Here is a 21,441-nt window from a genome sequence, read left to right as displayed (position 1 = left end):
TCAGCGCAGCCCCGTCGGCGGCGGCACGCGCATTGCGAGCCGGGCATCGGGGTGCACCGCCATCACTTGCTCGAGCAGCGTGGCCCAGCGGCGGTCAAGCACCGAGGGATTCTCGCCCGCCGGCGGATGGATCACCACCTGCACCGCCGCGCTGGCCGCGTGCGCTCCCTCGACCAAGCGCAGGATCATCGAGTCGGTGGTGTCCTCGCGCGGCACGAGCACGAGCGCGTGCGGCACCTGCCCCGCCGCCGCGGCCTTGACCGACGCGATGGCTTCGTCGAGGGCCGCCTCGCTGCCGGTGAACTCCACCGTGACCTGCACCAGCGCCAGGTGCGGCAGCAAGCCGGAGAGTTCCTCGGGCCGCAGGCCGTCCGTATCCAACATCACCGGGATCGACGGCCGTACGCCGTCGAGCGCCGCCACGAGGAACGCCACGCTGCCGAGCGGATCGCGGCCGCTGATGACGATGGAGTGGAAGGCCGAACGCTTCAGCTGCCGCTGGATCTCTCGGATGAGCGCCGGTGCGAGATACATCGTGGCCGTCTCGGCTTCGCCCGCGAAGCGCACGAAGAGCTGGCGGCGGCCGGCCCAGGGGCCGAACGCCTGCACGCCGGCCGGGACGCCAGCCAGCGCGGCAGCCAATGGCATTGCTGCGGTCATCTCCTGCCTCCCTTACCCACGAATCGCGTCCAGCGCGATCCGTTCACAAAGTTCCGGAAACCCAATCCCTGCCGCCTGGGCCGCCTGCGGCACCAAGCTCGTTCCCGTCATTCCCGGAAGCGTGTTGGCCTCCAGGCACCACAGTCGCCCGTCCGGATCCAGGCGGAAGTCGATGCGCGCACAGCCCCGCAGCTTCAGCGCCGCATACGCCGCCAATGCCAGCCGCTGTACGTCGTCGCGCACCGGCTCGGGGATCGGCGCCGGAAACAGCTCCTCCGCCATCCCGGCCGTGTACTTGCACTCGTAATCGTAAATGTCGTGCTTGGGGATGATTTCGCCAACCGGCAGCACCATTCCGCTCAGCACGCCCACCGTCAGTTCGCGGCCAGGCACGAAGGCCTCGAGCATCACTTCGTCGTCGTGCCGGAACGCCTCTGAGATAGCCCCCGCCAGCTGCCCAGGTTCCGAGACGATCGACAGGCCCACCGTCGACCCCTGCTTGGACGGCTTCACCACGACCTTCGGACCCAAGGCGGCGAACGTCTCGTCGGCATAGGTCCGTTCCCGCCACGCCGGTGAATTCGCGTCCGTCACCATCCGCCACTCGGCGGTCGGCACACCCGCCGTGCGGAACAGCCGCTTGGACAGATCCTTGTCCATCGCCAGCGCGCTGGCCAGCACGCCGCTGCCGGTGTAGCGCACCTGGGCGAGGTCAAGCAGGGCCTGGATCGTGCCGTCCTCGCCGTCGCCGCCGTGCAACGCCAGCCAGGTCACGTCGGCGGCGCGCGCGGCGGCCAACACGGCAAAGGGGTCGGGATGCGGATCGGCCTCGGACACGGTGTGTCCGCGCTCGCGCAGCGCCGCCGCCACGCGTGCACCGCTCAGACGCGAGACGTCGCGCTCCGCTGAGCTGCCGCCATAGAGCACAAGGATCTTCACGTCAGCGCGCCATCAGGAATTGCAGCAGGTCGCTGCGCGTGAGGATGCCCTGCACGGTCCCGTGGTCGCGCACCAGCACCGCCGGGTTGCTGCGCCCCAGCATCTTCACCGCCGCGTCGGCCGCCGTGGTCGCATCCACCACCGGGAACGGTGCATCCATCACGTCGCTCACGGATTGGTCGAGTACCTTGGTGTTCTCGAGGCTGCGCACGCCGAGCGTGGCTTCGTTCACCGAGCCCACGCAGGCCGCGCCGTCCATCACCGGCAGCTGCGAGACGTCGTGGAGCCGCATCAGGCCCAGCGCCTGTCGCACGCTCTGGCCCGGCTGCGCGCTCACCAGGGCGGGAATCGCGCCGCCCTTGGCGCCGAGCAGCTGGCCCAGCGTCACCTTCTCGGCGTCGAGCAGCTGGTTCTCGCGCATCCATTCGTCGTTGAACACCTTCGAGAGATACCGCTCGCCGGTGTCGCAGAGCACCGTTACCACGCAGGCGTCGGGATCGTTCACGCGTCGCGCCACCGAGAGCGCGGCGTGCGCGATGAGGCCCGCCGAACCCCCGACGAACATTCCTTCCTCGCGCGTGATGCGACGCGCCATCGTGAAGGCATCGCGGTCGCTCACCGTGATGTAGTCGTCGAGCAGCGAGAGGTCGAGCGTGCCGGGCACTTTGTCCTGCCCGATGCCTTCCACCTTGTACGGCGCGCCCTGCGGCGTGTTCTTGCCGCCGCTGCGCCACACTTCGGCGAGGATCGAGCCTACTGGGTCGGCCCCGACGATCTGGATCTTGGGATTCTGCTTCTTCAGATAGCGCGCCACGCCGGTGATCGTGCCGCCCGTGCCGGCGCCGGCGACGAAGTGCGTGATCTTGCCGCCCGTCTGCTCCCAGAGCTCCGGGCCCGTCGTCGCTTCGTGCGCCTCGGGATTGGCCTGGTTGTAGAACTGATCGGCGAGCACCGCGCCCGGCGTCTCCTTGGCGATGCGCTTGGCCATCGTCGTGTAGGAGTCCGGATGGTCCGGCGGCACCGCGGTCGGCGTGATGATGACCTCGGCGCCGAAGGCCTTGAGCAGGCGCACCTTTTCCTGGCTCATTTTGTCCGGCATCGTGAAGATGCACTTGTAGCCCTTGAGCGCCGCTGCCAGCGCGAGCCCCACGCCGGTGTTCCCGCTCGTGCCTTCGACGATCGTGCCGCCGGGCTTCAGCTTGCCTTCGCGCTCGAAGCGCTCGATCATCGGCAGGCCAATCCGGTCCTTGACGCTGCCGCCCGGATTGAAGAACTCGGCCTTGCCGTACACCGGCGTGCGGATGCCGGCCGTCACGCGCGTGAGGCGGATGAGCGGCGTCCACGCGATCGTCTCGAGGACGTTGGCGTAGGGTTGGCGATGGCGCGGATGAGAGTCGGACATTGCAGGGTCGGGATTTGGGGGAACTGCTTCGAATCTACGCCCGCCCCGAAGGCGGAGCGACGGGCGGCGTGCGCTCGCCGCGGGCCGTCGCCGAGAGCTCGGCGAGCAGCGTAAGCGCCTGCAGCGGCGTCAGTTCGTCCACACGCAGCTCGCGCAGGCGTTCCACCAGCGGGTCCGGCGGCGCGAACAGCGCCAGCTGCGCCGCGGCGGGTTCCGGCGTCGCGGGCGAGCGCAGCGGCCCGCCGGCGAGCGCTGGCACGAGGTGCTCGCCCTCCAGGACCTTCAGGAGCGCGCGCGCCCGTGCGATCACGGGCCCCGGCAGTCCGGCGAGACGACCGACCTCGATGCCGTACGAGCGGTCCGCACCGCCGGGCCTCAGCGTATGCAGGAAGAGGATCTGCTCGCCCGCCTCCTGCACCGCCACGTTGAAGTTGCGCACCGACGCGAACTCCTCCGCCAACTGCGTCAGTTCGTGGTAATGCGTCGCGAAGATCGTCTTGCAACCCACGCGCTCGTGCAGGTGCTCGCTCACGGCCCAGGCGATCGACAGCCCGTCCCAGGTCGCGGTGCCGCGGCCGATCTCATCGAGCAGCACGAGGCTGCGCGCCGTCGCGCTGTGGAGGATGGCGCTGGTCTCCGCCATCTCCACCATGAACGTCGACTGGCCGCGCACGAGGTTGTCGCTGGCGCCCACGCGTGTGAACACGCGGTCGGCGACTCCCACGCGCGCCTGCGCGGCCGCCACGAAGCTGCCCATCTGCGCCATCAGCACGAGCAGGCCCACTTGCCGCAGCACCGTGCTCTTGCCGGCCATATTCGGTCCGGTGAGGATGATCATCCGCGCGTCGGGCGCGAGCGTCACGTCGTTCGGAATGAACTGGTCGCGCGGCATCATCCGCTCCACCACTGGATGCCGCCCGCGCACGATCTCCAGCACCGCCTCGTTATCCACCACCGGGCGCACGTAACCTTCGCGCGCGGCCACTTCGGCGAGCGAGGCGAGCACGTCCAACGTCGCTACGCGCGCCGCGATGCCTTGGAGCAACGCGATGGCCTGCCCGACTTCCCCGCGCAGGGACTCGAACACCCGCCGCTCGATGGCCTCGATGCGCTCGGTGGCACCGAGCACCTTCTCCTCGAACTCCTTCAGCGCCGGCGTGATGTAGCGCTCGGCGCCCGTCAGCGTCTGCCGCCGTTGGTAGTCGGCCGGCACGTGATCGCGGTGCGCGTTGGTGACTTCGATGAAGTACCCGAAGACGCGATTGTAGCCGACCTTCAGCGAGCTGATGCCCGTGCGCGCGCGCTCCTCGGCCTGCAACGCGGCGATGGCGTCCTTGCCACCCGTGGCCACCGCGCGCAGGTCATCCAGCTCGGCGTCCACGCCGGCAGCGATCGTCTCGCCGTCCCCGAAGGCCAGTGGCGGACGCTCGACGAGCGTCTCGCGGATGCGCGACGACACCGCGGCGCCGTCGTCCCACTCGGCCACGACGCCCGCCAGCACTCCTGCGCAGCTCGTGCGCCGCAGCGCCGCGAGCACCGCCGGCAGCTTGGCGAGCGAATCGCCCAGTGCCCGGAGCTCGCGCGGCGTCGCGCGCTGGGCGGCCGCCTTGCCGGCCAGGCGCTCCACGTCGCGCACGCCGTCGAGTGCCTCGCGCAGCGCGGCGCGCGCGCTGCCGTCGTCTACCACCGCAGCCACGGCGTCGAGCCGAGCCGTGATGGCGGCCACGTCAGTGAGCGGCGCGAGAATCCATTGGCGCAACAACCGTGCGCCCATTGGCGTCTGCGTGCGGTCGAGCACGGAGAGGAGCGTGCCAGCACTGTCTTCCCCGCCGCGCAGCGATTCCACCAGCTCGAGATTGCGTCGCGTCATCTCGTCCAGCGGCATCACGCCGCCCGGACGCTCGATCACCGGCCGCGCCAGATGCGGCAAGCCACTCGGCTGTACGTCGCGCAAATAACGCAGCAGCGCACCCGCGGCACCGATGGCCGGCGCGTCGGCCGCCTGCACACCGAAGCCTTCCAGCGAGGCCACCGCATACTGCTCGGCGATCGCGTCCGCTGCGCGCTCGTGGTCGAACTCCCACGCCGCACGCGCCGTCACCAGCGCGCCAAGGGGCGCGACCAATCCGTCGAGGACGGCCGACGGCGACGCCGCGTCAGACTGGGGCAACAGCACCTCGCGCGGCGCGAGGCGCGCGAGCACGGCGTCGGCGTCACCGCGCGTCGCCGTCACGAGGCGGAACTCGCCGGTGGACAGGTCGACTGCGGCAATGCCCACCTGCGCGTCCGACTCGCGCGCACCCGGCTGCGCCGGCACCCGCAGGTGCACCGCGCAGAGGAAGTTGTTGCGCGCGCTGTCGAGCAGGTCGTCGCTGAACGCCGCGCCGGGCGTGATCGTCTCGATCACTTCGCGCTTCACGATGCCCTTGGCGAGCTTCGGGTCCTCCACCTGCTCGCAGATGGCGACGCGGAAGCCCTGTGCGACGAAGCGTCGCAGGTATTCATTCGCGGCTTTCACCGGAATGCCGGCCAGCGGCACCTCGGCCGCGCCACCGTTGTTGCGCGAGGTCAGCGTGAGGCCGAGCACGCGCGCGGCAATCTCGGCGTCCTCATAGAACATCTCATAGAAGTCACCCATCCGGAAAAACAGGATGGCCTCCGGATGCCGCGCCTTGATCTCGCGGTACTGCGCCATCAAGGGCGTCTCGCCACCACCCTTCACGGCGCCGGCACCTGCGCGAGGAAGGCGTCAGCGCGCTCCTTCGCTTTGTAGGCGTCCATCGCCGCGGCGGCCTGCGCGCGCGTGGCGTAGTAGCCGAAGCGCACGCGGAACGGTGCGACGATGCCGTCCACGCGCGTGGCATAGCCGCGTTCCAGCATTGTGGCAGCGAAGGTCGCGGCCTCGTCTGCGGTGCCGAACGCGGCAATCTGCACGGACCAGCGCAACGCTCCGGACGGTGTCGCTGGTGGCGTCGGCGCGGGCGTAGCGGGAGCTATGGGCCGCGGCGCTGCGCTCGTGCTCTCCGCCGGCGCCGGCGCGGGGACGACCGGCACCGGAGTGCTGGACGGCACGCCCGTCGCCAACAATCGCTCACGCAACGCCAGCGCCTCGGGCCGTTCAGGAGCGTCGGGCGCTTCGCGGAGCAGGCGTTCCGCGTAGCGCATCGCGGCGTCGCGGTCGCCGCGCATCAGCTCGCCCTGCGCGAGGCGCAGCATTGCCGTCGCCGCGAACGGCGACCGCTCGTGCTCGAGCATCACGCGCAGGTAGTCACGTTGCGCCTGGTCCCAAGACTCGGCCAGCGTCGCGCGCCAGTGCAGCACCTCGGCTTCCTCGGGCGACCGCGGTGCGGTGGCGTTGAGCAACGAGTCCACCAGGGCGCGGCCCTCAGCGCCGTGGCCGTCGTTCACCAGGCGCTGCGCGCGCTGGAACACCGCCGCACGCGACGGGGCATCCTGCGCCACGGCCGGCGCCGCCACGACAGGCAGCGCCAAGCCGAGCAGCAGCAACGCCAGCGGTGTGCGCATCACGCGGCCCGGCGAGCGCTGGCGGAAGGTGTGATCGCCAGCAGCAGCGACGTCACGATCTGCGCCTCGCTCGAGACCTTCGTGTCCTTGAGCGCGGCGTCGGCCGCGTGCAGGTGCGGCAGCGCGCGCGCGACGTCGTCGAGCGACCACTTCGGTACCGCGCGCGCCCAGCACTTCACCGCATCGCCCCACGCGCGGCCCGTGTACACGCTGCCGGCCTCCTTGAGCAAGCCGAAGAACTCGCTCTCAAGCCGACTCTGCGCGAGCCCGCGCGCGCGCGCCGCGACGCCCCAGCCGATCGCGAGCACCTGCGCCGTCAGCGCCATCACGGTGGTCACGCCCGATTGCTTGGGTTGGGCCAACACCTCGCGCACAATCGCGATCGCGCCCGCCGTGTCGCGCTGCGCGGCGCGGTCGAGGAGATCCGCCAACGTCACGCCCGGGCGGACACCAGTCACCGCTTCCACCGCCGCGTCGTCAATCGGACCGCCGTTCGCGTACGCGGCGAGCTTGCGCAGTTCACCGGCGAGCATCGGCAGGTCGCTGCCCGTGTACGACGCCAAGCGCTGCGCCGCGCCGTCCGTGATGCTCGTGCCACAATTGCCGCTCGCTTCCTTCTGGATCCACTTGAGGAGATCGTCGCCCTCCAGCGGCTTGAACTCAAAGGCCTCGCCCTTCTTGAGTAACGCGGCGTCGGCCTTGGCTCCGCTCGGAACCACGAGGAGCAGGATCGTGTCGGCAGCGGGCTTGGCGAGGTACTGCTCCAGGCGCTCCTTCTGCGCCTTCTTGAGCGCGGCGGGGTCCCGGAGGATCACCACCCGACGTTCGGCCAGCATCGGCAGGGCCTCGAGTGCCGCCGAGAGGCCCGAGACGTCCACCTCCGCGCCGCGGAGCGTGTCGAGATTGAAGTCCCGCGTACTCGGTTCCGTGGCGCGCCCCACCACCTGGCGCACCCACTCTTCCTTCAGGTGGTCATCCGCACCGTGGAAGACGTAGACCGGGGCGAAGCCCCCGGTCTCGAGGGCCGTCTTGAGCGGTTTGAAGCTGACGGCGGCCATAGGCGGGCAATATAGCGGTCCCATCGGGTCCCGACCCCTCGCGAATCCGCTGCGTCAGCGTCTCCCGGAACCCCGCCGACACGCGCAGCGGAGGCTGGTGGCGCGCCAAGAGCAGCGCGAGGCGCAACTGTGCGTCATAGCGGCGGCACGCGGCGCAGGAATCTGCGTGCCGGCGCATCGCCATGGCCTGGCTGCCGGGGAGCTCCCGGCTGAGCCAAGCCAGATGGGTGGATCGAAACTGCGGGCAGCGCATCGGCAGCTGGAGCGGAGGGGGTGACCGACGGGAATGACGAAGCGCCCTCCGATACCCTGGAGGACGCCCCGTGGTTCCGACACTGGTTGGCCTTCGGAGGTCCCACCCCCCTTCCGTGCCTATTGCAGTGCCGGTCCAATCAGCTCGGCGAAGCTGCTCCGTGCCCGGTTCAGGCGCGACTTCACGGTGCCGAGGTTGCAGTTGGTGATTTCGGCGATTTCCTCGTACGAGCGCCCCTCCAGCTCGCGCAGGACGAAGACCTCGCGGTGGTGCTCCGGCAGCTGGGCCACGGCCTGCTCGACCAGGTCGCGCATATGGCGCTTCCGGTACAGCTCGTCCGGCTGCAGCGAGGTATCCTCGAACTCCAGCGGACGCTCTTCGTCCTCCCAGCCCTGCGTGATGGTCTGGAAGAGCACGAGCGGGTTCCGCGAGCGGTTGCGGAGCTCGTTCTTCGCCAGGTTCGAGGCGATCGTGTAGATCCAGGTCGAGAACTTCTTGGCGCCGTCGAACCGCGCGATGTGGCGGTGCACGCGGATGAAGGCCTCCTGGACCAGATCCTCGGCGCGCTCACGGTCGCCGACGGTCCGGTAGATGAAGTTCAGGAGCCGGTTCTGATATCGGTCGACGAGAACATCGAACGCGCGGCTTTGGCCCTTGATATATGCGGACACCAATGCGCCATCATCGAGCTTCTTCAGCTCCACAAGCGACGTGTAGGCGACCTGGCCAGCCTGAAGGTTCAGCGCGACGCTTCCCATATTCTCCTCTCATCGAGAGTTCGGTGGGTGGTTTCCCGCCGATAAGGAGTGCAGGGGCCGTGCCAAACTGCTGTGACGCGCTAAGTCGTTGTATTACAACGATTAATCTGACCTTAATGTGATGGAACGTCCTCTCTGGACTACGTCGGTGTCACCTTCCGAGGACGCCGCTGAAGCCCGCGACGTATAGGATGGACACCATCGTCTTGGCATCCTGGATCTCGCCGTCACGAATCATCTCGAGCACCCGGGACATCCGCAGCGGCACCACCTCCATAAACTCATCCGCCTCGCGGGCGCTCTCGCCCTGCGTCAGGCCGGTGGCCAGAAACAGGTGGATCTTCTCGTTCGTGAAGCCCGGCGTAGTCCACAGGCCGGTCAGTGGCACCAAGCGTTCACAGCGGCAGCCCGTCTCCTCCAGTAGCTCGCGCTCGGCGCAACGAATCGGCTCCTCCCCGGGCTCCAGCCGGCCGGCCGGGATCTCCCAGAGCGCGCCGCCGATGGCGTAGCGGTACTGCTTGATGAGCAGCAGCTGCGGGTCCGGCCCCTCGGGGTCGCTGAGCACGGGCACCACCGCCGCGGCGCCCGGATGGTGGATCAGGACCTGCTCGCCCTCGCTGCCGTCGGGAAATCGCACGCGGTCCACGTGGGCATCGAGAAACCGATACTGCCACTGCCGCGCGCCGTCGAGTCGGCCGGGTTCCGTTGTCATTGCGGCTCCGCAAAGTCGTGAGTGGCCGGCACCACCTGCATCGTGCCGTGCGCCAGTGCGGCCAAGGGCGCTTCGATCGCCGCCGCATCGCCGACGGCCAGCACCAACAGCCGCGCCGGATCGAGGTGTGCCTGTGCGACGCGGTGCACGTCCGCCGCCGAGACGGCGCGCACGCGATCGCGATAGCTCCGGAACCAATCCTCCGGCAGCGCGTGCACCACCGCGCCGGCGATTGCGCCCGCCACGGCCGACGTGCTTTCGAAGCGCAGCGGAAACACGCCGGCCAGGTAATCCACGGCCAGCGAGAGCTCGTCGCCGGTCGGCGGCGCGGCGCGCATCGCGTCGATCTCGCGCAGGATCTCCTGCACCGCGCGGTCGGTGACGTCGGTCTTCACCGCCGTGCTTACCACGAACGGGCCGGCACCGCGACGCCAGTCGAAGCCAGACGACGCGCCGTAGGTGAAGGCGTGCCGCTCCCGCAGGTTCAGGTTGATGCGCGAGGAGAACAAGCCGCCGAGGATCGCGTTCATCACGACCACGGCGAGGTGGTCGGGGTGGCGGCGCGGCAGTCCGACGTGACCGATGCGCAGTTCAGACTGCGGCGCGTCCGCCTTGGCCACGACGACGGTGCGCTGCCGCTCCACGCTCGGCGTCGCGGCGCGCGTCACCCCCTCGGTCGCCTCCGTGCGCCAGTCGCCGAAACGTGCCTCGGCCAGCCGCAGCGCCACGTCGACGCTGATGTCGCCCACGAGGATGAGCGTCGTCGTGGCCGGGCCGTAGTGCCGCGCGTGGCACGCACGCACGTCCGTTGCGCCCAGCCCGCCGACGCTCCGCGGGCTCCCGCCCGCCGGACTGCCGTACCGCGCCCCACCGTAGAGCGCACTCGTGAACCGCATATCGGCCAGTCCGCGCGGCTCCGCCACCTGCTGCGCGAGGTCCTCGAGCCGCTCCTCGCGCTTGCGGTCGACGTCCTCGTCCGGAAAGCTCGGCGCCCGCAGCACGTCGGCAAAGAGCGCGAACGCCGCGTCCAGGCGCGCCGGTGTCACCGTCACGCGCGCGAGCGTGGAGTCCCAGTCGGCACCGGCCTCGAAGGCGGTGCCCATTCCTTCAAAGCGCGCCGTGAGCTCCGCGCCGTCGAGGGCGCCCGTGCCCTCGTCCAGCGTGCGCGCAGTGAGCGCCACGAGGCCGTCCCGGTCCGCCGGGTCACTCGCCGCGCCGACGTCCACCAGCGCCAACGCCGTCACGATCGGCAGGCGGTGCATCGGCGCCACCACGAGTCGCAAGCCGTTCGGCAACGTCGCGTGATGGACCTCAGGGAACTGGTACGGGCGCACCGCCGCCGGTACCGGACGCGTTCCCGCGCTCACGCCGCCACCTCGGCGCTCACGCGCGGCACATACGACAGCGAGACGCGGTTGTCGGCGCCGAGGTACTGCCGCGCCGCGGCGTGCAGCTGCGCCGTCGTCACCGCTTGGTAGCGGGCCAGCTCGGTGTTGATGCGCTGCGGATCTCCAAAATAAGTAGCGAACTGCGACAATTTGTCGGCCCGGTGTCCGGCCGACTGCAGCTGCAGCAGCCAGCCCGATTCCAGCAACGCCAGTGCGCGCGCACGTTCCTCCTCTGACACGCCGTCCGCCCGCACCTGCTCCACCTGTGCCACCAGTGCCTCCAGCAGCGTCGCGAGCGGAACGCCTTGGCGGCCCGTGACGTCGCAGATGAGCAGGTCGGCGCCCTTGGTCAGATCAAACGTGAACGCCCCGGCGTCACTGGCCAGACGCGCCTCGCGCACCAAGGCGCGCGGCAACCGCGCGCCTTCGCCGCTGCCGAGCACGGCACCGAGCAAGCTCAGCGCGTACCAGGGCTCGCTGCCGCAGGGCGGCACGCGGAATGCCAGGAAGCTCCGGGCGGCCACCACATCGTCCTCGACCACCTCGCGCCGCCACTCGCCAAAGCGCGGCGGCAGGTCCATCGGACGCAGTGCCGGATGTCCGTTGCCACGCGGGATCGGGCCGAAGTGCCGCTCGACCATCGCCAGCGCCGCCGCCGGCTCGAAGTCACCCGCGATGCTCAGCACGGCGTTGTCTGGCGTGTAGTAGGTGCGGAAGAACTCGGCGACGTCCTCGAGGCTGGCCGCCGAGAGGTCGTCCATCGAACCGATCAAGGAATGGTGGTACGGATGCGAGGGCGGAAAGCAGATCGCCGGAAGGCGCTCCCACCACGTGCCGTAGGGTTGGTTGTCTACCGACCAGCGCCGTTCGTTCTTCACCACGTCGCGCTGCGTGTCGAGCTTCTCCTGCGTCATCGCCGGCAGCAACCGACCCATCCGATCGGCTTCGAGCCACAGCGCCAGCTCGAGCTGGTGCGAGGGCAACGTCTCGTAATAGTTGGTGCGGTCCAGCCACGTGGAGCCGTTCAGCGTGCCGCCGGCGCGCTGCACCAGCTCGAAGTGCTCGTTGGCCGCGACGTGCTCGCTGCCCTGGAAGAGCATATGCTCGAACAGGTGCGCGAAGCCCGTGCGTCCCTCGCGTTCGTTCGCCGAGCCCACGTGGTACCAGAGGTTCACGGCGACGATCGGCGTCGCGTGGTCTTCGGAGAGGACGACGCGCAGGCCGTTGGCCAGCGCGTGCGTCGCGATCGGCAGTTGCAGCACGGAACTCCTTTAGGCGCGCGCGCGCGCGATGGCCATCAGGCTCTGCCCGAACGGCGGGCGCAGCAGCGTCCGTTCCAGCGCGTGCGCCCACGGGAAAATCGCCCGGTCAAAGAGCCGCACCGAGGCCGGCTTGAACGTCCGTTGCTTCAGCAGCACGAACGACGCCCACCACGCGAAGTACCCGATGGCGTTGAAGTAATGGAGGCGCACGATGTCGAAGCCCGCCGTCGCCAGCGCCGCGCGCAGCGTCGGCTTCGTGTAGCGCCGGAAGTGGCCGAAGTCCTTGTCGATGGGCGCATAGAGCTCGGGTCGCGCCGGCACGAACAGACAGAGGTGTCCGCGTCGCGGCGCCAGCAAGCCGCGCCAGCGGCCGAGTTCCGCCACGTCCTCGCCGATGTGCTCGAGCACATTCACGCTCACGATCGCGTCCCATCCGTCACCGAGCGGCAGCGCCTCGGCCGTCCCGTGCACCAAGGCCTGCGCCGGGTGGTCGGCGCGGAATCGCGCGGCGAAGCGGTCGTCGGGCTCTACCGCCACCAAGCGCGTAATCGTCGGCACGGTCGCCAGTTCCGCCGTCAGTTGGCCGATACCCGCGCCCACCTCGGCGACACTGCCCTTGAGATACGGTGCGAACTCCCGGATCAGCGCGCGACGATAGTTGCGCGCTTCGCCGAGCGCGGCAAACTCGAAGTCTTCCGTGGCGGCGAGCGCGTTGGGACGGTCCTGGTCCATTGGGAGGCCGGGTGAACGGTGGGACGACACGCGACCTACCAATCTACGACGCGGGACAATGGCGCCTTCACCGTCTCGCCGAAGAAGTAGCCCGGCTGGCGCACGACCCGCCGCCACACGCCGTCCGTGCGTGTCGGCGAGGCATAGACCACTAAGCCTTCGCGCTGCGCCACCAATCCGGCGCGACGCACGTGGAAGGGGTCGGAAACCACGACGACGGTATCGAGGCGCCGTGCGTGCAGCAGGCGCGCCACGCGCGCCAGCGACTGCGCTGTCGTCCGCCCTTCGTTCTCGAGCAAGATCGCGGAGTCCGGCACGCCGGCTTGGAGCGCGTAGAGGCGGCTCACCGCCGCCTCCGACGCCGTGTCGCCCTCCGCCACGCCTCCGGTGAGCACGATGCGCGGCGCGATGCCCTGTGCGTACAACCCGACGGCGTGGTCGAGCCGCGCGCGCAGCACCGGCGAGGGGCGGCCGCGATACTGCGCCGCGCCGAGCACGACGATGGCCTGCGCCGCGCGCGCTTCATCGCGGCCGGCCGCGTGGAGCACCGCCAGCGCCGACGCCACCCACGCCAACGCCCCGAGGGCGAGCACGGCCAGCGCCCAGCGGCGGCGCAGCGACCAACGTGGGGCAGTCATCGAAACAAATTACCCCGCCGCGCGCGGCCGAGGCACTGCGCGGTGATCAGCGGCCCAGGGCCAGCAACGCCAGTGCGAACGCGTCGAGGTCCGGCTCCAGCGCCGCCGCCGTCCGGTCACGGGCGGATAGCGCCACGCCGTCGAGATGCTGCAGCAGCACTCTGCCCAGCAATGCCGAGGGAACGCGCGAGCGCAGTCCCGCCGCCGCGAGCATCGCCTGCCCCAGCGCCGCCGCCGCTGCCACGCGCGGCGCCACCAACGCGGGGGCCTGGGCCTGCAACGCGGCCTCCTGCAGCAGTGCCGCCAACGCCGCGCGCTCGCGGCGGCGCTCGTCGTCGGCCGCAGTCGCCCGCCACGCCTCAAGCGCGTCCGCCGCAGCGGCGGCGGCCGTCAACGCACCGGCCTCGCGTTCGATCAACCGCGCGACCAACGCCGCAAGCAACGTGTCTTTGTCGTGGAAGTGATAGAGCACCAGCGCTTTGCTCACGCCGGCCGCCTTCGCGACCGCCTGGATGGACAGGGCGCCGACGCCCTGCCCCGCTCCGAGTGCGGCGGCCGCGTCGAGGATGCGCAGCGGCGCGTCAGCGCGTGACATCGGCGCCCGGCTCCGGGGCCTGCACGCGATACCCGCGTTGCGTGAGCTGGGCCGCGAATGCGTCCTGTGCCGCCGGCTCCCCGTGCACCAAGAACACATCGGCAAGCTGCGCCGAGGTCTCGCGCGCGGAGTCGAGCCACCGCTGCAGCTCCATCCGGTCGGCGTGGGCACTGTAGCCGTTCAAGGTCTCCACCCGCGCCCGGAGCTCCACCTCGTCACCGAAGATCTTCAGCATCGGGCGACGCTCCACGATCCGGCGCCCCAGCGTGTGTTCGGCCATGAAGCCGACGACCAGGATGGTCGTCCGTGGATCCGACGCGCTGTAGGCCAAGTGGTGCAGGACGCGGCCCGACTCCGCCATCCCCGACGCCGCGATGACCACCATCGGGCCGCTGCGGTGCATCATCGCCTTCGAGTCCCGCACGTCGGGCGTGAACTGCACGAGGTCGAAGTCGAAGAGCGAGTCGCCGTCGCCGTTGAGCTTCCGGACCAGCGGCTCCGACGTGTCGAAGCTGTCGCGGTTCTCCCGGAAGACCTGCGTGGCCTCGTTGGCCAGCGGGCTGTCGATGACGATCGGGATGCGCGGAATGCGGCCGGCGCGCGCGAGTGCGTGGAAGTCGTACAGCAGTTCCTGCGTGCGCCCCACCGCGAACGCGGGAATGATGATGCGCCCGCCGCGCGCCGCCGTCTCGGTCACGATGCGCGCCAGCTCGTCGCGCGCGCTGGCGATGCTCTCGTGATCGCGGTCGCCGTAGGTGGACTCCAGTATCACCCAGTCCAGCCGCTCGAGCGGCTCCGGGTCCCGGATGATCGGCAGGCCCGCCCGCCCGACGTCTCCGCTGAAGCCGAGGCGACGCGGCACACCGTCTTCCTCCCACTCCAGTTCGACCGATGCCGAGCCGAGGATGTGGCCCGCGTCCACGAAGCGGCCGGTCACGCCCGGGACGACCTCGAAGCGGTCGTGATAGCGGTGCGGCCGGAACTGCGTCAGCGCCGCCGACACATCGGCCAGCGCGTACAGCGGTTCGACGTACTCCCGCTGCCGCTTCGCCAGGAATTCCGCATCCTTTTCCTGGATGTGCGCGGAGTCGGCCAACATCACTTCGCAGAGGTCGCGCGTCGCCGCCGTGCAGTGAATCGGCCCGCGATAGCCTTCCTTGACGAGATAGGGCAGGCGCCCGGCGTGGTCGATGTGCGCGTGCGAAAGCACCACCGCGTCAATCCGGTCCGGGGCGTAGGGCAGCGCACGGTTCTTCCGCTGCGACTCGAAGCGGCGGCCCTGGAAGAGACCGCAGTCCAGGAGAATGCTGCGGCCGTTGACCTGCACCAGATGCGCCGAGCCCGTGACTTCGCGGGCCGCACCCGTGAAGCGGATGCGCACCTACCCCTCCGTCGATTCGCGCGCGAACACCAGCGTCACCCGCTGGCCGTCCTGCGTCATCATCACGGGCGTCCAGCCGCCGCGGCTCCGCTCGTTGAGCAGGTCGGTGAGTGCGTCTTCGTCCTCGCGCTGGTGGCGCGTCAGGCGATGGATGACGGCCTGATATTCTTTCATACGTTCGAAGCTACTACCTTCTCGCATATGCCGACCACCCCCGCGCTTCCCGGCCTCACCGTCGTCTCGCACCCGCTGGTGCAGCACAAGCTCGCGCTGCTGCGCGACCAGGCCACGCCGACCAAGATCTTCAAGGAACTCGTCGACGAGATCGCGATGCTGATGGCCTACGAGGCCACCATCGACCTTCCCCTCGCGCCGGTCGAAGTGGACACGCCGCTCGAGACCACCACCTGCCAGCGCGTGGCGGGCAAGAAGCTCACGCTCGTCCCCATTCTCCGCGCCGGACTCGGGATGGTCGAGGGCATCCTCAAGCTCGTCCCCGCCGCGCGCGTCGGACACATCGGGCTCTACCGCGACCACGACACGCTCGAGCCGGTGGACTACTACTTCAAGGTCCCCGGCGATGCCGCCGAGCGCGACTTCTTCCTGCTCGACCCGATGCTCGCCACCGGCGGCAGCGCCGCCAGCGCGGTCGCGTCACTGAAGCGCGCCGGCGCCACGCGCATCAAGTTCCTCTGCCTCGTCGCGGCGCCGGAAGGCGTGGAACGCCTGCGCCGCGCGCATCCGGATGTACCAATCTTCGCCGCGGCGCTCGACCGCGAGCTCAACGCCAACGGCTACATCCTGCCCGGACTCGGCGACGCGGGCGATCGGCTCTTCGGCACGCGGTGATGACGGATGACGGAAGACGGATGCGCTGATCCCGGCGCACCGATTCCGTGACGCAACGCACAGCCAGCATCCGTCATTCGTCATCCGTCGTGTTTGCTTCCACACACGTCCTCTTGTCTGGATTCACGAACGGACGTATCGTTCGCCCGGGTTCGGAATCCCACCGCCGCCCCGCGCCACGCCTCGCTCCCACCGAATGCTCATCAACCTGCTACCGGATTTCTTCGCCGCGCTCCAGAGCGTCGATCCCGTCGCAGCCTATCATCGGTACTTCGAGGCCAACCGCCCCCTGCTCGCGGCCTATTGGCACAACTACGTCATCGAACCGGTCGGGCCGCACTTCCAAGACGTCGTGCGTGAAACCGTCCGCGCCGATCGCAGCGACCTGCGCGCGATGCTCGAGCGCACCGATGTCGTCGCGCTGGCGAAGCAGGCCGAGGCCACCTGCACCGAACTCCTCCGCATCGACTCCACCGTCGACGTCGTCCTGATGGCCGGCGTCGGCGCCGCCAATGCCGGCGAGCTGGTCGTCAACGGCCGTGGCGTCGCGTTTGTCTGCCTCGAGCACTTCACCTCGGTCGCCAATCCGCAGACGCGCGGGCTCGGACTCGATCCCGAGCTCATCCCGATGTGGCTGGCCCACGAGCTCGCGCACTGCGTGCGCTACACCTCGCCGCAGAGCCGCGCCGAGATGCGCCGCGCCGTCAGCGCCGCCGGCGGCTTCTATAGCTATTGGGAGACCGGTCGCGTCGCGACGCTCCGCGAGCACCTCGTCAACGAAGGCCTCGCCGTGCAGGCCTCCAAGATGGTCAGCCCGGGGCACGCGCCCTGGGAGTACTTCGGATTCCAGCGACGCCAGTTCGCGCGGGTGCGCGAGCTCGAGGCGGTGCTGGCGCGCGCGGTGGCCGACGACCTCGACCGGGCGGGTCTCGGCCTCCGCTTGCGCTGGCTCTCCGGCGGGATGAGCGACGAGGCACGCACCGTGCAGCGTCACGTCCTGCCGGAGCGCGCCGGCTATTACCTCGGTGCCCAGATGGTCGAAGCGGCGATTGCCGAACACGGCATCGCCTGGGCGCTGCGGGCCGAGGCCCGCGAACTCACTTCTGTCGCCGACGCGGCCGCTCGCACAGCATAGACACACGGGCGAACCGCTGAGGTGAACGCGCGCGACCGGCTCCGGGGCCGGCCGCGCGTCGTTCTTTCTCGGAGCGCGAAGACGGAAGCGACAAGACAGAAGGGAGGCGCGGCGCCCCTTCCGTCTTCCGTCTTACTTCCCTATACAGAAGCTCCGGAACACCCGCTCTAGCACATCCTCTACATCGATCGCACCGGTGAGTTCGTCCAGCGCCAGGATCGCCGCGCGCAGGTGGGTGCCCGCCACCGGCGCCGGCAGGGCGTCCGCTTCCCACGCCGCAATGAACGCCGCGACTTCCTCGCGCGCGCGGGTCACCGCCACCGCGTGGCGCGCGCGCGTCACCACGGGCTGGTCCTCGCTCGGCGGCGGATGTGCCGTCGCGATCGTCGTGCGCACCGCCGCACGTAGCGCATCGAGCCCACGGCCGTCGAGTGCGCTCACCGATACAACATCCCTGCGTTGCGTCTCGTCGCGATCTGCCTTCGTGCGCACGAGCACGCGCGCGCTGGATGTGCGTGCCGCGACCGCGGTCTCGGTGCGCATCAAGGCCTCGTCGCTCTCGGCGCACACCAGCACCACGCCGGCCCGCGCCAGCCAGCGCGCGCTGACCTCGACGCCCAGCCGCTCGAGCGCATCGTCGCTGTCGCGCAGGCCGGCGGTATCCACGAGCCGCCACGGGTAGGGATCGTCGTCCACCAGCGCCTCGAGCGCGTCGCGCGTGGTGCCGGGAATCTCGCTGACGATGGCGCGCGCGTCGCCGAGCAGCGCGTTGAACAGCGATGACTTCCCGGCGTTCGCTGCGCCGGCCAGCACCACCGGGACGCCCTCGCGACCGAGCTCGGCGGCCGGCAACGTCGCACCCAGGCGAGCCAGCGCTTCGTGCACGGCGCGCGCGGCGGCAGTGACGCGCGCGCGCGGCTGCGGACCGTCATCTTCCTCGGGGAAGTCGATCTCATAGGCCAGCAGCGCCTCGACCTGCACCAGCGACTCGCGGAGGTCCGCGAGCGCGCGCGTCAGCGTACCAGAAAGCTGCCGCAGCGCCGCGTGGTGCGTCGCGCGCGAGCGTGCGTCAATCACATCGGCGATCGCCTCGGCTTGGAGCAGGTCGATCTTGCCGTGGCGCAGCGCCCGCTCCGTGAACTCGCCTGGTCGCGCCGGCGTGGCGCCCGCCGCGATGAGCGCCGCTTGCACCGCGCGTATGACGTACGCACCGCCGTGCACTGAAAATTCGACGAGCGCTTCGCCGGTCGGCGACTGTGCCGCGGGAAAGTAGGTGACGAGCGCGTCGTCGAGCGGCTCCGACGGCGCGTCGCAGGCGTGCAGGCGCACGCGCGTCGCCGTGCGCGGCGCCGGGGCCGCCGGAACGCCGAGGCGATGGGCAATGCCCGTCGCCTCCGGACCGCTCAGGCGCAACAGCGCCAGTGCGCTCCGCCCGGGCGGCGTGGCCGGCGCGACGATTGTCGCGCCGCGCCGATCAAGCCTTGAGCTTGCCGCCCCCACCCGTCGGCTTGACGGCCGGTGCCGCCGCCGCGGCCTTGCCGCGCTCATTGGAGATCAGCCACTGCTGCGGCAGCGCCGCCAGGTTCTGCACCGTGTAGTACAGGTTCAGGCCCGAGGCGAAGTTCAGCAGCAGCACCGTCATCATCACCGGCATCAGCACCGCCATCATCTTCGCCTGCGGATTCGGCGGCACGTTGCGCATCCCGAGCCACGACAGCGCGTACATCGAGGCGCCCATCGCCAGCGGCAGCAGGTAGTACGGGTCCTTCAGCGAGATGTCCGCGAGCCAGAGGAAGCTCACGCCGCGGAACTCGATCGTGTTCTGGAACACGAAGAACAGCGCGATGAGGATCGGCATCGGGATCAGCATCGGCAAGCAGCCCGAGAGCGCCGCGAACGGACTCACGTTGTTGTCCGTGTACACCTTCATTACAGCGATGCGCTGCTTCTCCGGGTCGCCCTTGTGCTTGTTCTGTGCCTCCTGCACCAGCGGCGCCACGCGCTGCATCGCCATCTGCGTGCGCATCATCCGGCTGTTGAGCGGCCACATCATCAGGCGGATGGCGATGCCGAAGCCCACGAGGATCCAACCGTACTCGAGCGCGGTGGTGCGCTTGAGCCACAGCAGCAGGCGCATCACAATCGTGGCGAAGGGCTGCACCACGCCGCTAATCCACCCGCCATAGGGATTGGACTTCTCGAACTCGCGGCCCATTCCGACCATCCGTTCCCATTCCTGCGGCCCAGCGTAGAGCTCAAAGGCCAGCGGGGCATCGGCGATCGGCGACACCAGCGTCCCCTGCGCCCGCATCGCGACCTTGTTCTCGCGCGGCGCGCCGGTGACCTGCAGCTCAGCGAACGGGCTCGGCTGGCCGTCCAGCGCCAGCACGCCGACGATGAAATACTTGCTCTTGGCTACCGCCCAAGTGTGCGGACCGGGATACAGCAGGCGCTCGCCGGGATCGGGCTTGCGGAAGTCCACGCGCTCCGAGCCGCTCGTGCCCGGCTTGAACGCATAGGAGAGGTGCCGCGCGTCTTCCTTGGGGTCCGCTTCCTGCGAGTCGAAGCCCGTCGGCAGATCCGTGAGCAGGAACGCCGGCTGCGGGAGTCCGGTCGCGCGCACGCGCACCTGCGCGAGGTAGTTGTCCGGCACCAGCGTGTATTCGATGCGCAGCGCGCCCGAGCCGACGCCGGCGTCAAAGGCGATGCGTTCGCCCGCTTCGCCGACCTCGCGCCACGCCGTAAACATCACACGCGAGAGGTCGACCGTGTCGCCGCCGGCAATCAGCCGGAACCGCAACATCGGTTCGCGGCCGTGCGAGAGCTGCACCGTGCCCTCGCGCCCGCCCAACTGCTGGAAGCGCGGCAGGTCGGCGGTGAGCAGTCGCGCACCTTCGGTCGAGAAGCGGAACGTGGTCAGCGCGTTGGTGACCGCGAGCGTCTCCGGTGCGACGGTCGCAATCGGTGCTTGCGGCGTCACGGCGGCGGCGCCCGCGGCCGGGCTCGCCGCCGGCGTCGCGGCCGACGGCAGCGCGGGGGCGGTGGGCGCGGCGACTTCACCGGCGCTGGGCTCGGCCACGGGGGCCGGCGCGACCGCAGGGCGCGGAAAGAGCACCGGCGTCGCGATGACGACGCCACCGGTGAGCAGGAGCGCGAGGAAGAAACGCTTATCCATCACGGCGAGAAGGGGTGTCCGGGGGAGTGGGTTCTGGCACGGGATCGAAGCCCCCGGGCCGGAAGGGATGGCAGCGCGCGATGCGCCTTATCGCAAGCCAGGATCCGCGCAGCGCGCCGTGCTTCTCGAGTGCTTCGATCGCATAGTGCGAGCAGGTGGGATGGTATCGACACGCCGCCGGCAGCAGCGGCGAGAGCACCACCTGGTAACCACGCACGAACAAGATCAGCAGTGTGCGCATCGGAGTCAGGCCGCTGCCGCGTGCTGCGCGGCGCGTTGTCCCAGGCGCAGGACGTCGTCGCGAAGCTGTGTGAAGTCAGCCGCATACGCCGCTGGTAATGCGTAGAGTGCGACATCCAGCGGGGCGCGGCCGGCCAGCAACGCAGGCCACTGCGCGCGCGTGAGCTCGCGCAGGCGACGCTTGAGGCGGTTGCGGTCCACCGCGCTGTGGCGGTGGCGCGGCACCACGATGCCAATGCGGTGCGCGGCGCGCGGCGAGCCCTCCTGCACAGAGAGAAGGGAAGCGAGTACCCGAACCTCGAGCAATCCGGTTCGGACTCGCTTCCCTTCGCGGCGGACCAACAAGAGGTCGGCCGTGCGCGTCAGCCGCTGAGGCGACGCCACGCGGCAGATCCCTTAGACGCCTGCGTACTTCGACGGGAGCTTCACCGTCAGCCGCTTGCGCCCCTTCTTGCGACGCCGGCTGAGCACTTCACGCCCCCACTTGGTCTCCATGCGCGCGCGGAATCCGTGCGTCTTGATACGACGCTTATTGCGCGGGCGATACGTCGGCTTTCCCATCGTTGCTCCAGAATGACTGAAATCACTTCGCGGACAGACCGCTAAACGTAGTTGCCTCTGAGGGTTACGTCAACGGTTCGCGCTCAGCGTTCCGCTGGTTTGGACACACGAGCGTTGACTTATCCACAGGCGGGGGGTAGGTTCGCGCTCCCCGCCGATTTCCACATTTCGCACGCGC

Annotated in this window: 22 protein-coding genes; 2 read left to right on the top strand and 20 right to left on the bottom strand. The window is 69.8% G+C overall.

The features are described from left to right. The 15 genes from KF689_13745 to KF689_13675 form a co-directional block, all read right to left on the bottom strand. Nucleotides 1-660 carry a hypothetical protein gene (locus tag KF689_13745; GenBank protein MBX3134440.1) on the bottom strand — a complete coding sequence of 220 codons (660 nt, stop codon included), beginning with the start codon at nucleotides 658-660 and terminating at the stop codon, nucleotides 1-3. A 12-nt stretch (nucleotides 661-672) separates the two neighbouring features. Then, the gene (locus KF689_13740; protein MBX3134439.1) at nucleotides 673-1,599 is read right to left on the bottom strand and encodes a D-alanine--D-alanine ligase; all 927 of its coding nucleotides are present in this window, start codon (nucleotides 1,597-1,599) and stop codon (nucleotides 673-675) included. Nucleotide 1,600: 1 nt separating this feature from the next. Further along, a complete protein-coding gene (locus tag KF689_13735) occupies nucleotides 1,601-3,001 on the bottom strand; it encodes a pyridoxal-phosphate dependent enzyme (protein ID MBX3134438.1) in 1,401 nt (466 codons plus the stop codon). 34 nt (nucleotides 3,002-3,035) lie between these two features. Continuing rightward, nucleotides 3,036-5,696, bottom strand: a complete 2,661-nt coding sequence (mutS, locus tag KF689_13730) for a DNA mismatch repair protein MutS (protein MBX3134437.1) — start codon at nucleotides 5,694-5,696, stop codon at nucleotides 3,036-3,038. A 23-nt stretch (nucleotides 5,697-5,719) separates the two neighbouring features. After that, the gene (locus tag KF689_13725) at nucleotides 5,720-6,526 is read right to left on the bottom strand and encodes an SPOR domain-containing protein (protein ID MBX3134436.1); all 807 of its coding nucleotides are present in this window, start codon (nucleotides 6,524-6,526) and stop codon (nucleotides 5,720-5,722) included. Further along, a complete protein-coding gene (holA, locus tag KF689_13720) occupies nucleotides 6,526-7,584 on the bottom strand; it encodes a DNA polymerase III subunit delta (GenBank protein ID MBX3134435.1) in 1,059 nt (352 codons plus the stop codon). Before holA ends, KF689_13725 begins: the two co-directional genes overlap by 1 nt. A 372-nt stretch (nucleotides 7,585-7,956) precedes the next feature. Beyond that, on the bottom strand, nucleotides 7,957-8,595 hold the full coding sequence (locus KF689_13715; GenBank protein ID MBX3134434.1) for a sigma-70 family RNA polymerase sigma factor: 639 nt from the start codon (nucleotides 8,593-8,595) through the stop codon (nucleotides 7,957-7,959). Nucleotides 8,596-8,746: 151 nt separating this feature from the next. Beyond that, nucleotides 8,747-9,307, bottom strand: coding sequence for an NUDIX hydrolase (locus KF689_13710; GenBank protein ID MBX3134433.1), 561 nt, complete (start codon nucleotides 9,305-9,307; stop codon nucleotides 8,747-8,749). Then, entirely contained in the window at nucleotides 9,304-10,674 is a 1,371-nt protein-coding gene (locus KF689_13705) for an insulinase family protein (protein ID MBX3134432.1), read from the bottom strand. Before KF689_13705 ends, KF689_13710 begins: the two co-directional genes overlap by 4 nt. Continuing rightward, nucleotides 10,671-11,957 carry an insulinase family protein gene (locus tag KF689_13700; protein ID MBX3134431.1) on the bottom strand — a complete coding sequence of 429 codons (1,287 nt, stop codon included), beginning with the start codon at nucleotides 11,955-11,957 and terminating at the stop codon, nucleotides 10,671-10,673. The genes KF689_13705 and KF689_13700 overlap by 4 nt, the downstream gene beginning before the upstream one ends. Nucleotides 11,958-11,966: 9 nt before the next feature. Beyond that, nucleotides 11,967-12,719 carry a class I SAM-dependent methyltransferase gene (locus KF689_13695; GenBank protein ID MBX3134430.1) on the bottom strand — a complete coding sequence of 251 codons (753 nt, stop codon included), beginning with the start codon at nucleotides 12,717-12,719 and terminating at the stop codon, nucleotides 11,967-11,969. 5 nt (nucleotides 12,720-12,724) lie between these two features. After that, nucleotides 12,725-13,327, bottom strand: a complete 603-nt coding sequence (locus KF689_13690) for a YdcF family protein (GenBank protein ID MBX3134429.1) — start codon at nucleotides 13,325-13,327, stop codon at nucleotides 12,725-12,727. A 46-nt stretch (nucleotides 13,328-13,373) separates the two neighbouring features. Further along, the gene (locus tag KF689_13685; protein MBX3134428.1) at nucleotides 13,374-13,922 is read right to left on the bottom strand and encodes a TetR family transcriptional regulator; all 549 of its coding nucleotides are present in this window, start codon (nucleotides 13,920-13,922) and stop codon (nucleotides 13,374-13,376) included. Beyond that, entirely contained in the window at nucleotides 13,909-15,303 is a 1,395-nt protein-coding gene (locus KF689_13680; GenBank protein ID MBX3134427.1) for an MBL fold metallo-hydrolase, read from the bottom strand. Before KF689_13680 ends, KF689_13685 begins: the two co-directional genes overlap by 14 nt. Further along, entirely contained in the window at nucleotides 15,304-15,477 is a 174-nt protein-coding gene (locus tag KF689_13675; GenBank protein MBX3134426.1) for a hypothetical protein, read from the bottom strand. Between the two features lie 27 nt (nucleotides 15,478-15,504). Here KF689_13675 and upp point away from each other — a divergent pair, with 27 nt between their 5' ends. Together upp and KF689_13665 are read left to right on the top strand one after the other, a co-directional pair. Continuing rightward, nucleotides 15,505-16,152, top strand: coding sequence for a uracil phosphoribosyltransferase (upp, locus tag KF689_13670; GenBank protein ID MBX3134425.1), 648 nt, complete (start codon nucleotides 15,505-15,507; stop codon nucleotides 16,150-16,152). 196 nt (nucleotides 16,153-16,348) lie between these two features. After that, the gene (locus KF689_13665; GenBank protein MBX3134424.1) at nucleotides 16,349-17,287 is read left to right on the top strand and encodes a hypothetical protein; all 939 of its coding nucleotides are present in this window, start codon (nucleotides 16,349-16,351) and stop codon (nucleotides 17,285-17,287) included. 132 nt (nucleotides 17,288-17,419) lie between these two features. Here KF689_13665 and KF689_13660 read toward each other — a convergent pair whose 3' ends face one another. The 5 genes from KF689_13660 to rpmH all read right to left on the bottom strand — a co-directional run bounded on the left by KF689_13660 (nucleotide 17,420) and on the right by rpmH (nucleotide 21,263). Further along, the gene (locus tag KF689_13660) at nucleotides 17,420-18,700 is read right to left on the bottom strand and encodes a tRNA modification GTPase (protein MBX3134423.1); all 1,281 of its coding nucleotides are present in this window, start codon (nucleotides 18,698-18,700) and stop codon (nucleotides 17,420-17,422) included. 61 nt (nucleotides 18,701-18,761) lie between these two features. Then, on the bottom strand, nucleotides 18,762-20,462 hold the full coding sequence (locus KF689_13655) for a YidC/Oxa1 family insertase periplasmic-domain containing protein (GenBank protein ID MBX3134422.1): 1,701 nt from the start codon (nucleotides 20,460-20,462) through the stop codon (nucleotides 18,762-18,764). After that, nucleotides 20,455-20,703 (bottom strand): membrane protein insertion efficiency factor YidD, encoded by a 249-nt coding sequence (gene yidD / locus KF689_13650; GenBank protein MBX3134421.1) that lies wholly within the window; start codon nucleotides 20,701-20,703, stop codon nucleotides 20,455-20,457. The genes KF689_13655 and yidD overlap by 8 nt, the downstream gene beginning before the upstream one ends. Nucleotides 20,704-20,708: 5 nt before the next feature. After that, nucleotides 20,709-21,086, bottom strand: a complete 378-nt coding sequence (rnpA, locus tag KF689_13645) for a ribonuclease P protein component (GenBank protein MBX3134420.1) — start codon at nucleotides 21,084-21,086, stop codon at nucleotides 20,709-20,711. A 12-nt stretch (nucleotides 21,087-21,098) separates the two neighbouring features. Continuing rightward, nucleotides 21,099-21,263 (bottom strand): 50S ribosomal protein L34, encoded by a 165-nt coding sequence (gene rpmH / locus KF689_13640; protein ID MBX3134419.1) that lies wholly within the window; start codon nucleotides 21,261-21,263, stop codon nucleotides 21,099-21,101. Between the last annotated feature and the right edge of the window lie 178 nt (nucleotides 21,264-21,441).

Source organism: Gemmatimonadaceae bacterium (genome assembly GCA_019637355.1).
GTDB lineage: Bacteria > Gemmatimonadota > Gemmatimonadetes > Gemmatimonadales > Gemmatimonadaceae > Pseudogemmatithrix.
The sequence above is the reverse complement of the archived record's forward strand: the minus strand, read 5'-3'. Positions and strand labels throughout refer to the sequence as shown.

Excerpts from the sequence above, each read along its gene's own strand:
- KF689_13745 (MBX3134440.1), bottom strand. The coding sequence starts at position 660 with ATGACCGCAGCAATGCCATTGGCTGCCGCGCTGGCTGGCGTCCCGGCC.
- KF689_13735 (MBX3134438.1), bottom strand. The coding sequence starts at position 3,001 with ATGTCCGACTCTCATCCGCGCCATCGCCAACCCTACGCCAACGTCCTC.
- mutS (MBX3134437.1), bottom strand. The coding sequence starts at position 5,696 with ATGGCGCAGTACCGCGAGATCAAGGCGCGGCATCCGGAGGCCATCCTG.
- KF689_13725 (MBX3134436.1), bottom strand. The coding sequence starts at position 6,526 with ATGCGCACACCGCTGGCGTTGCTGCTGCTCGGCTTGGCGCTGCCTGTC.
- holA (MBX3134435.1), bottom strand. The coding sequence starts at position 7,584 with ATGGCCGCCGTCAGCTTCAAACCGCTCAAGACGGCCCTCGAGACCGGG.
- KF689_13715 (MBX3134434.1), bottom strand. The coding sequence starts at position 8,595 with ATGGGAAGCGTCGCGCTGAACCTTCAGGCTGGCCAGGTCGCCTACACG.
- KF689_13710 (MBX3134433.1), bottom strand. The coding sequence starts at position 9,307 with ATGACAACGGAACCCGGCCGACTCGACGGCGCGCGGCAGTGGCAGTAT.
- KF689_13690 (MBX3134429.1), bottom strand. The coding sequence starts at position 13,327 with ATGACTGCCCCACGTTGGTCGCTGCGCCGCCGCTGGGCGCTGGCCGTG.
- KF689_13685 (MBX3134428.1), bottom strand. The coding sequence starts at position 13,922 with ATGTCACGCGCTGACGCGCCGCTGCGCATCCTCGACGCGGCCGCCGCA.
- KF689_13675 (MBX3134426.1), bottom strand. The coding sequence starts at position 15,477 with ATGAAAGAATATCAGGCCGTCATCCATCGCCTGACGCGCCACCAGCGC.
- upp (MBX3134425.1), top strand. The coding sequence starts at position 15,505 with ATGCCGACCACCCCCGCGCTTCCCGGCCTCACCGTCGTCTCGCACCCG.
- KF689_13665 (MBX3134424.1), top strand. The coding sequence starts at position 16,349 with ATGCTCATCAACCTGCTACCGGATTTCTTCGCCGCGCTCCAGAGCGTC.
- KF689_13655 (MBX3134422.1), bottom strand. The coding sequence starts at position 20,462 with ATGGATAAGCGTTTCTTCCTCGCGCTCCTGCTCACCGGTGGCGTCGTC.
- yidD (MBX3134421.1), bottom strand. The coding sequence starts at position 20,703 with ATGCGCACACTGCTGATCTTGTTCGTGCGTGGTTACCAGGTGGTGCTC.
- rpmH (MBX3134419.1), bottom strand. The coding sequence starts at position 21,263 with ATGGGAAAGCCGACGTATCGCCCGCGCAATAAGCGTCGTATCAAGACG.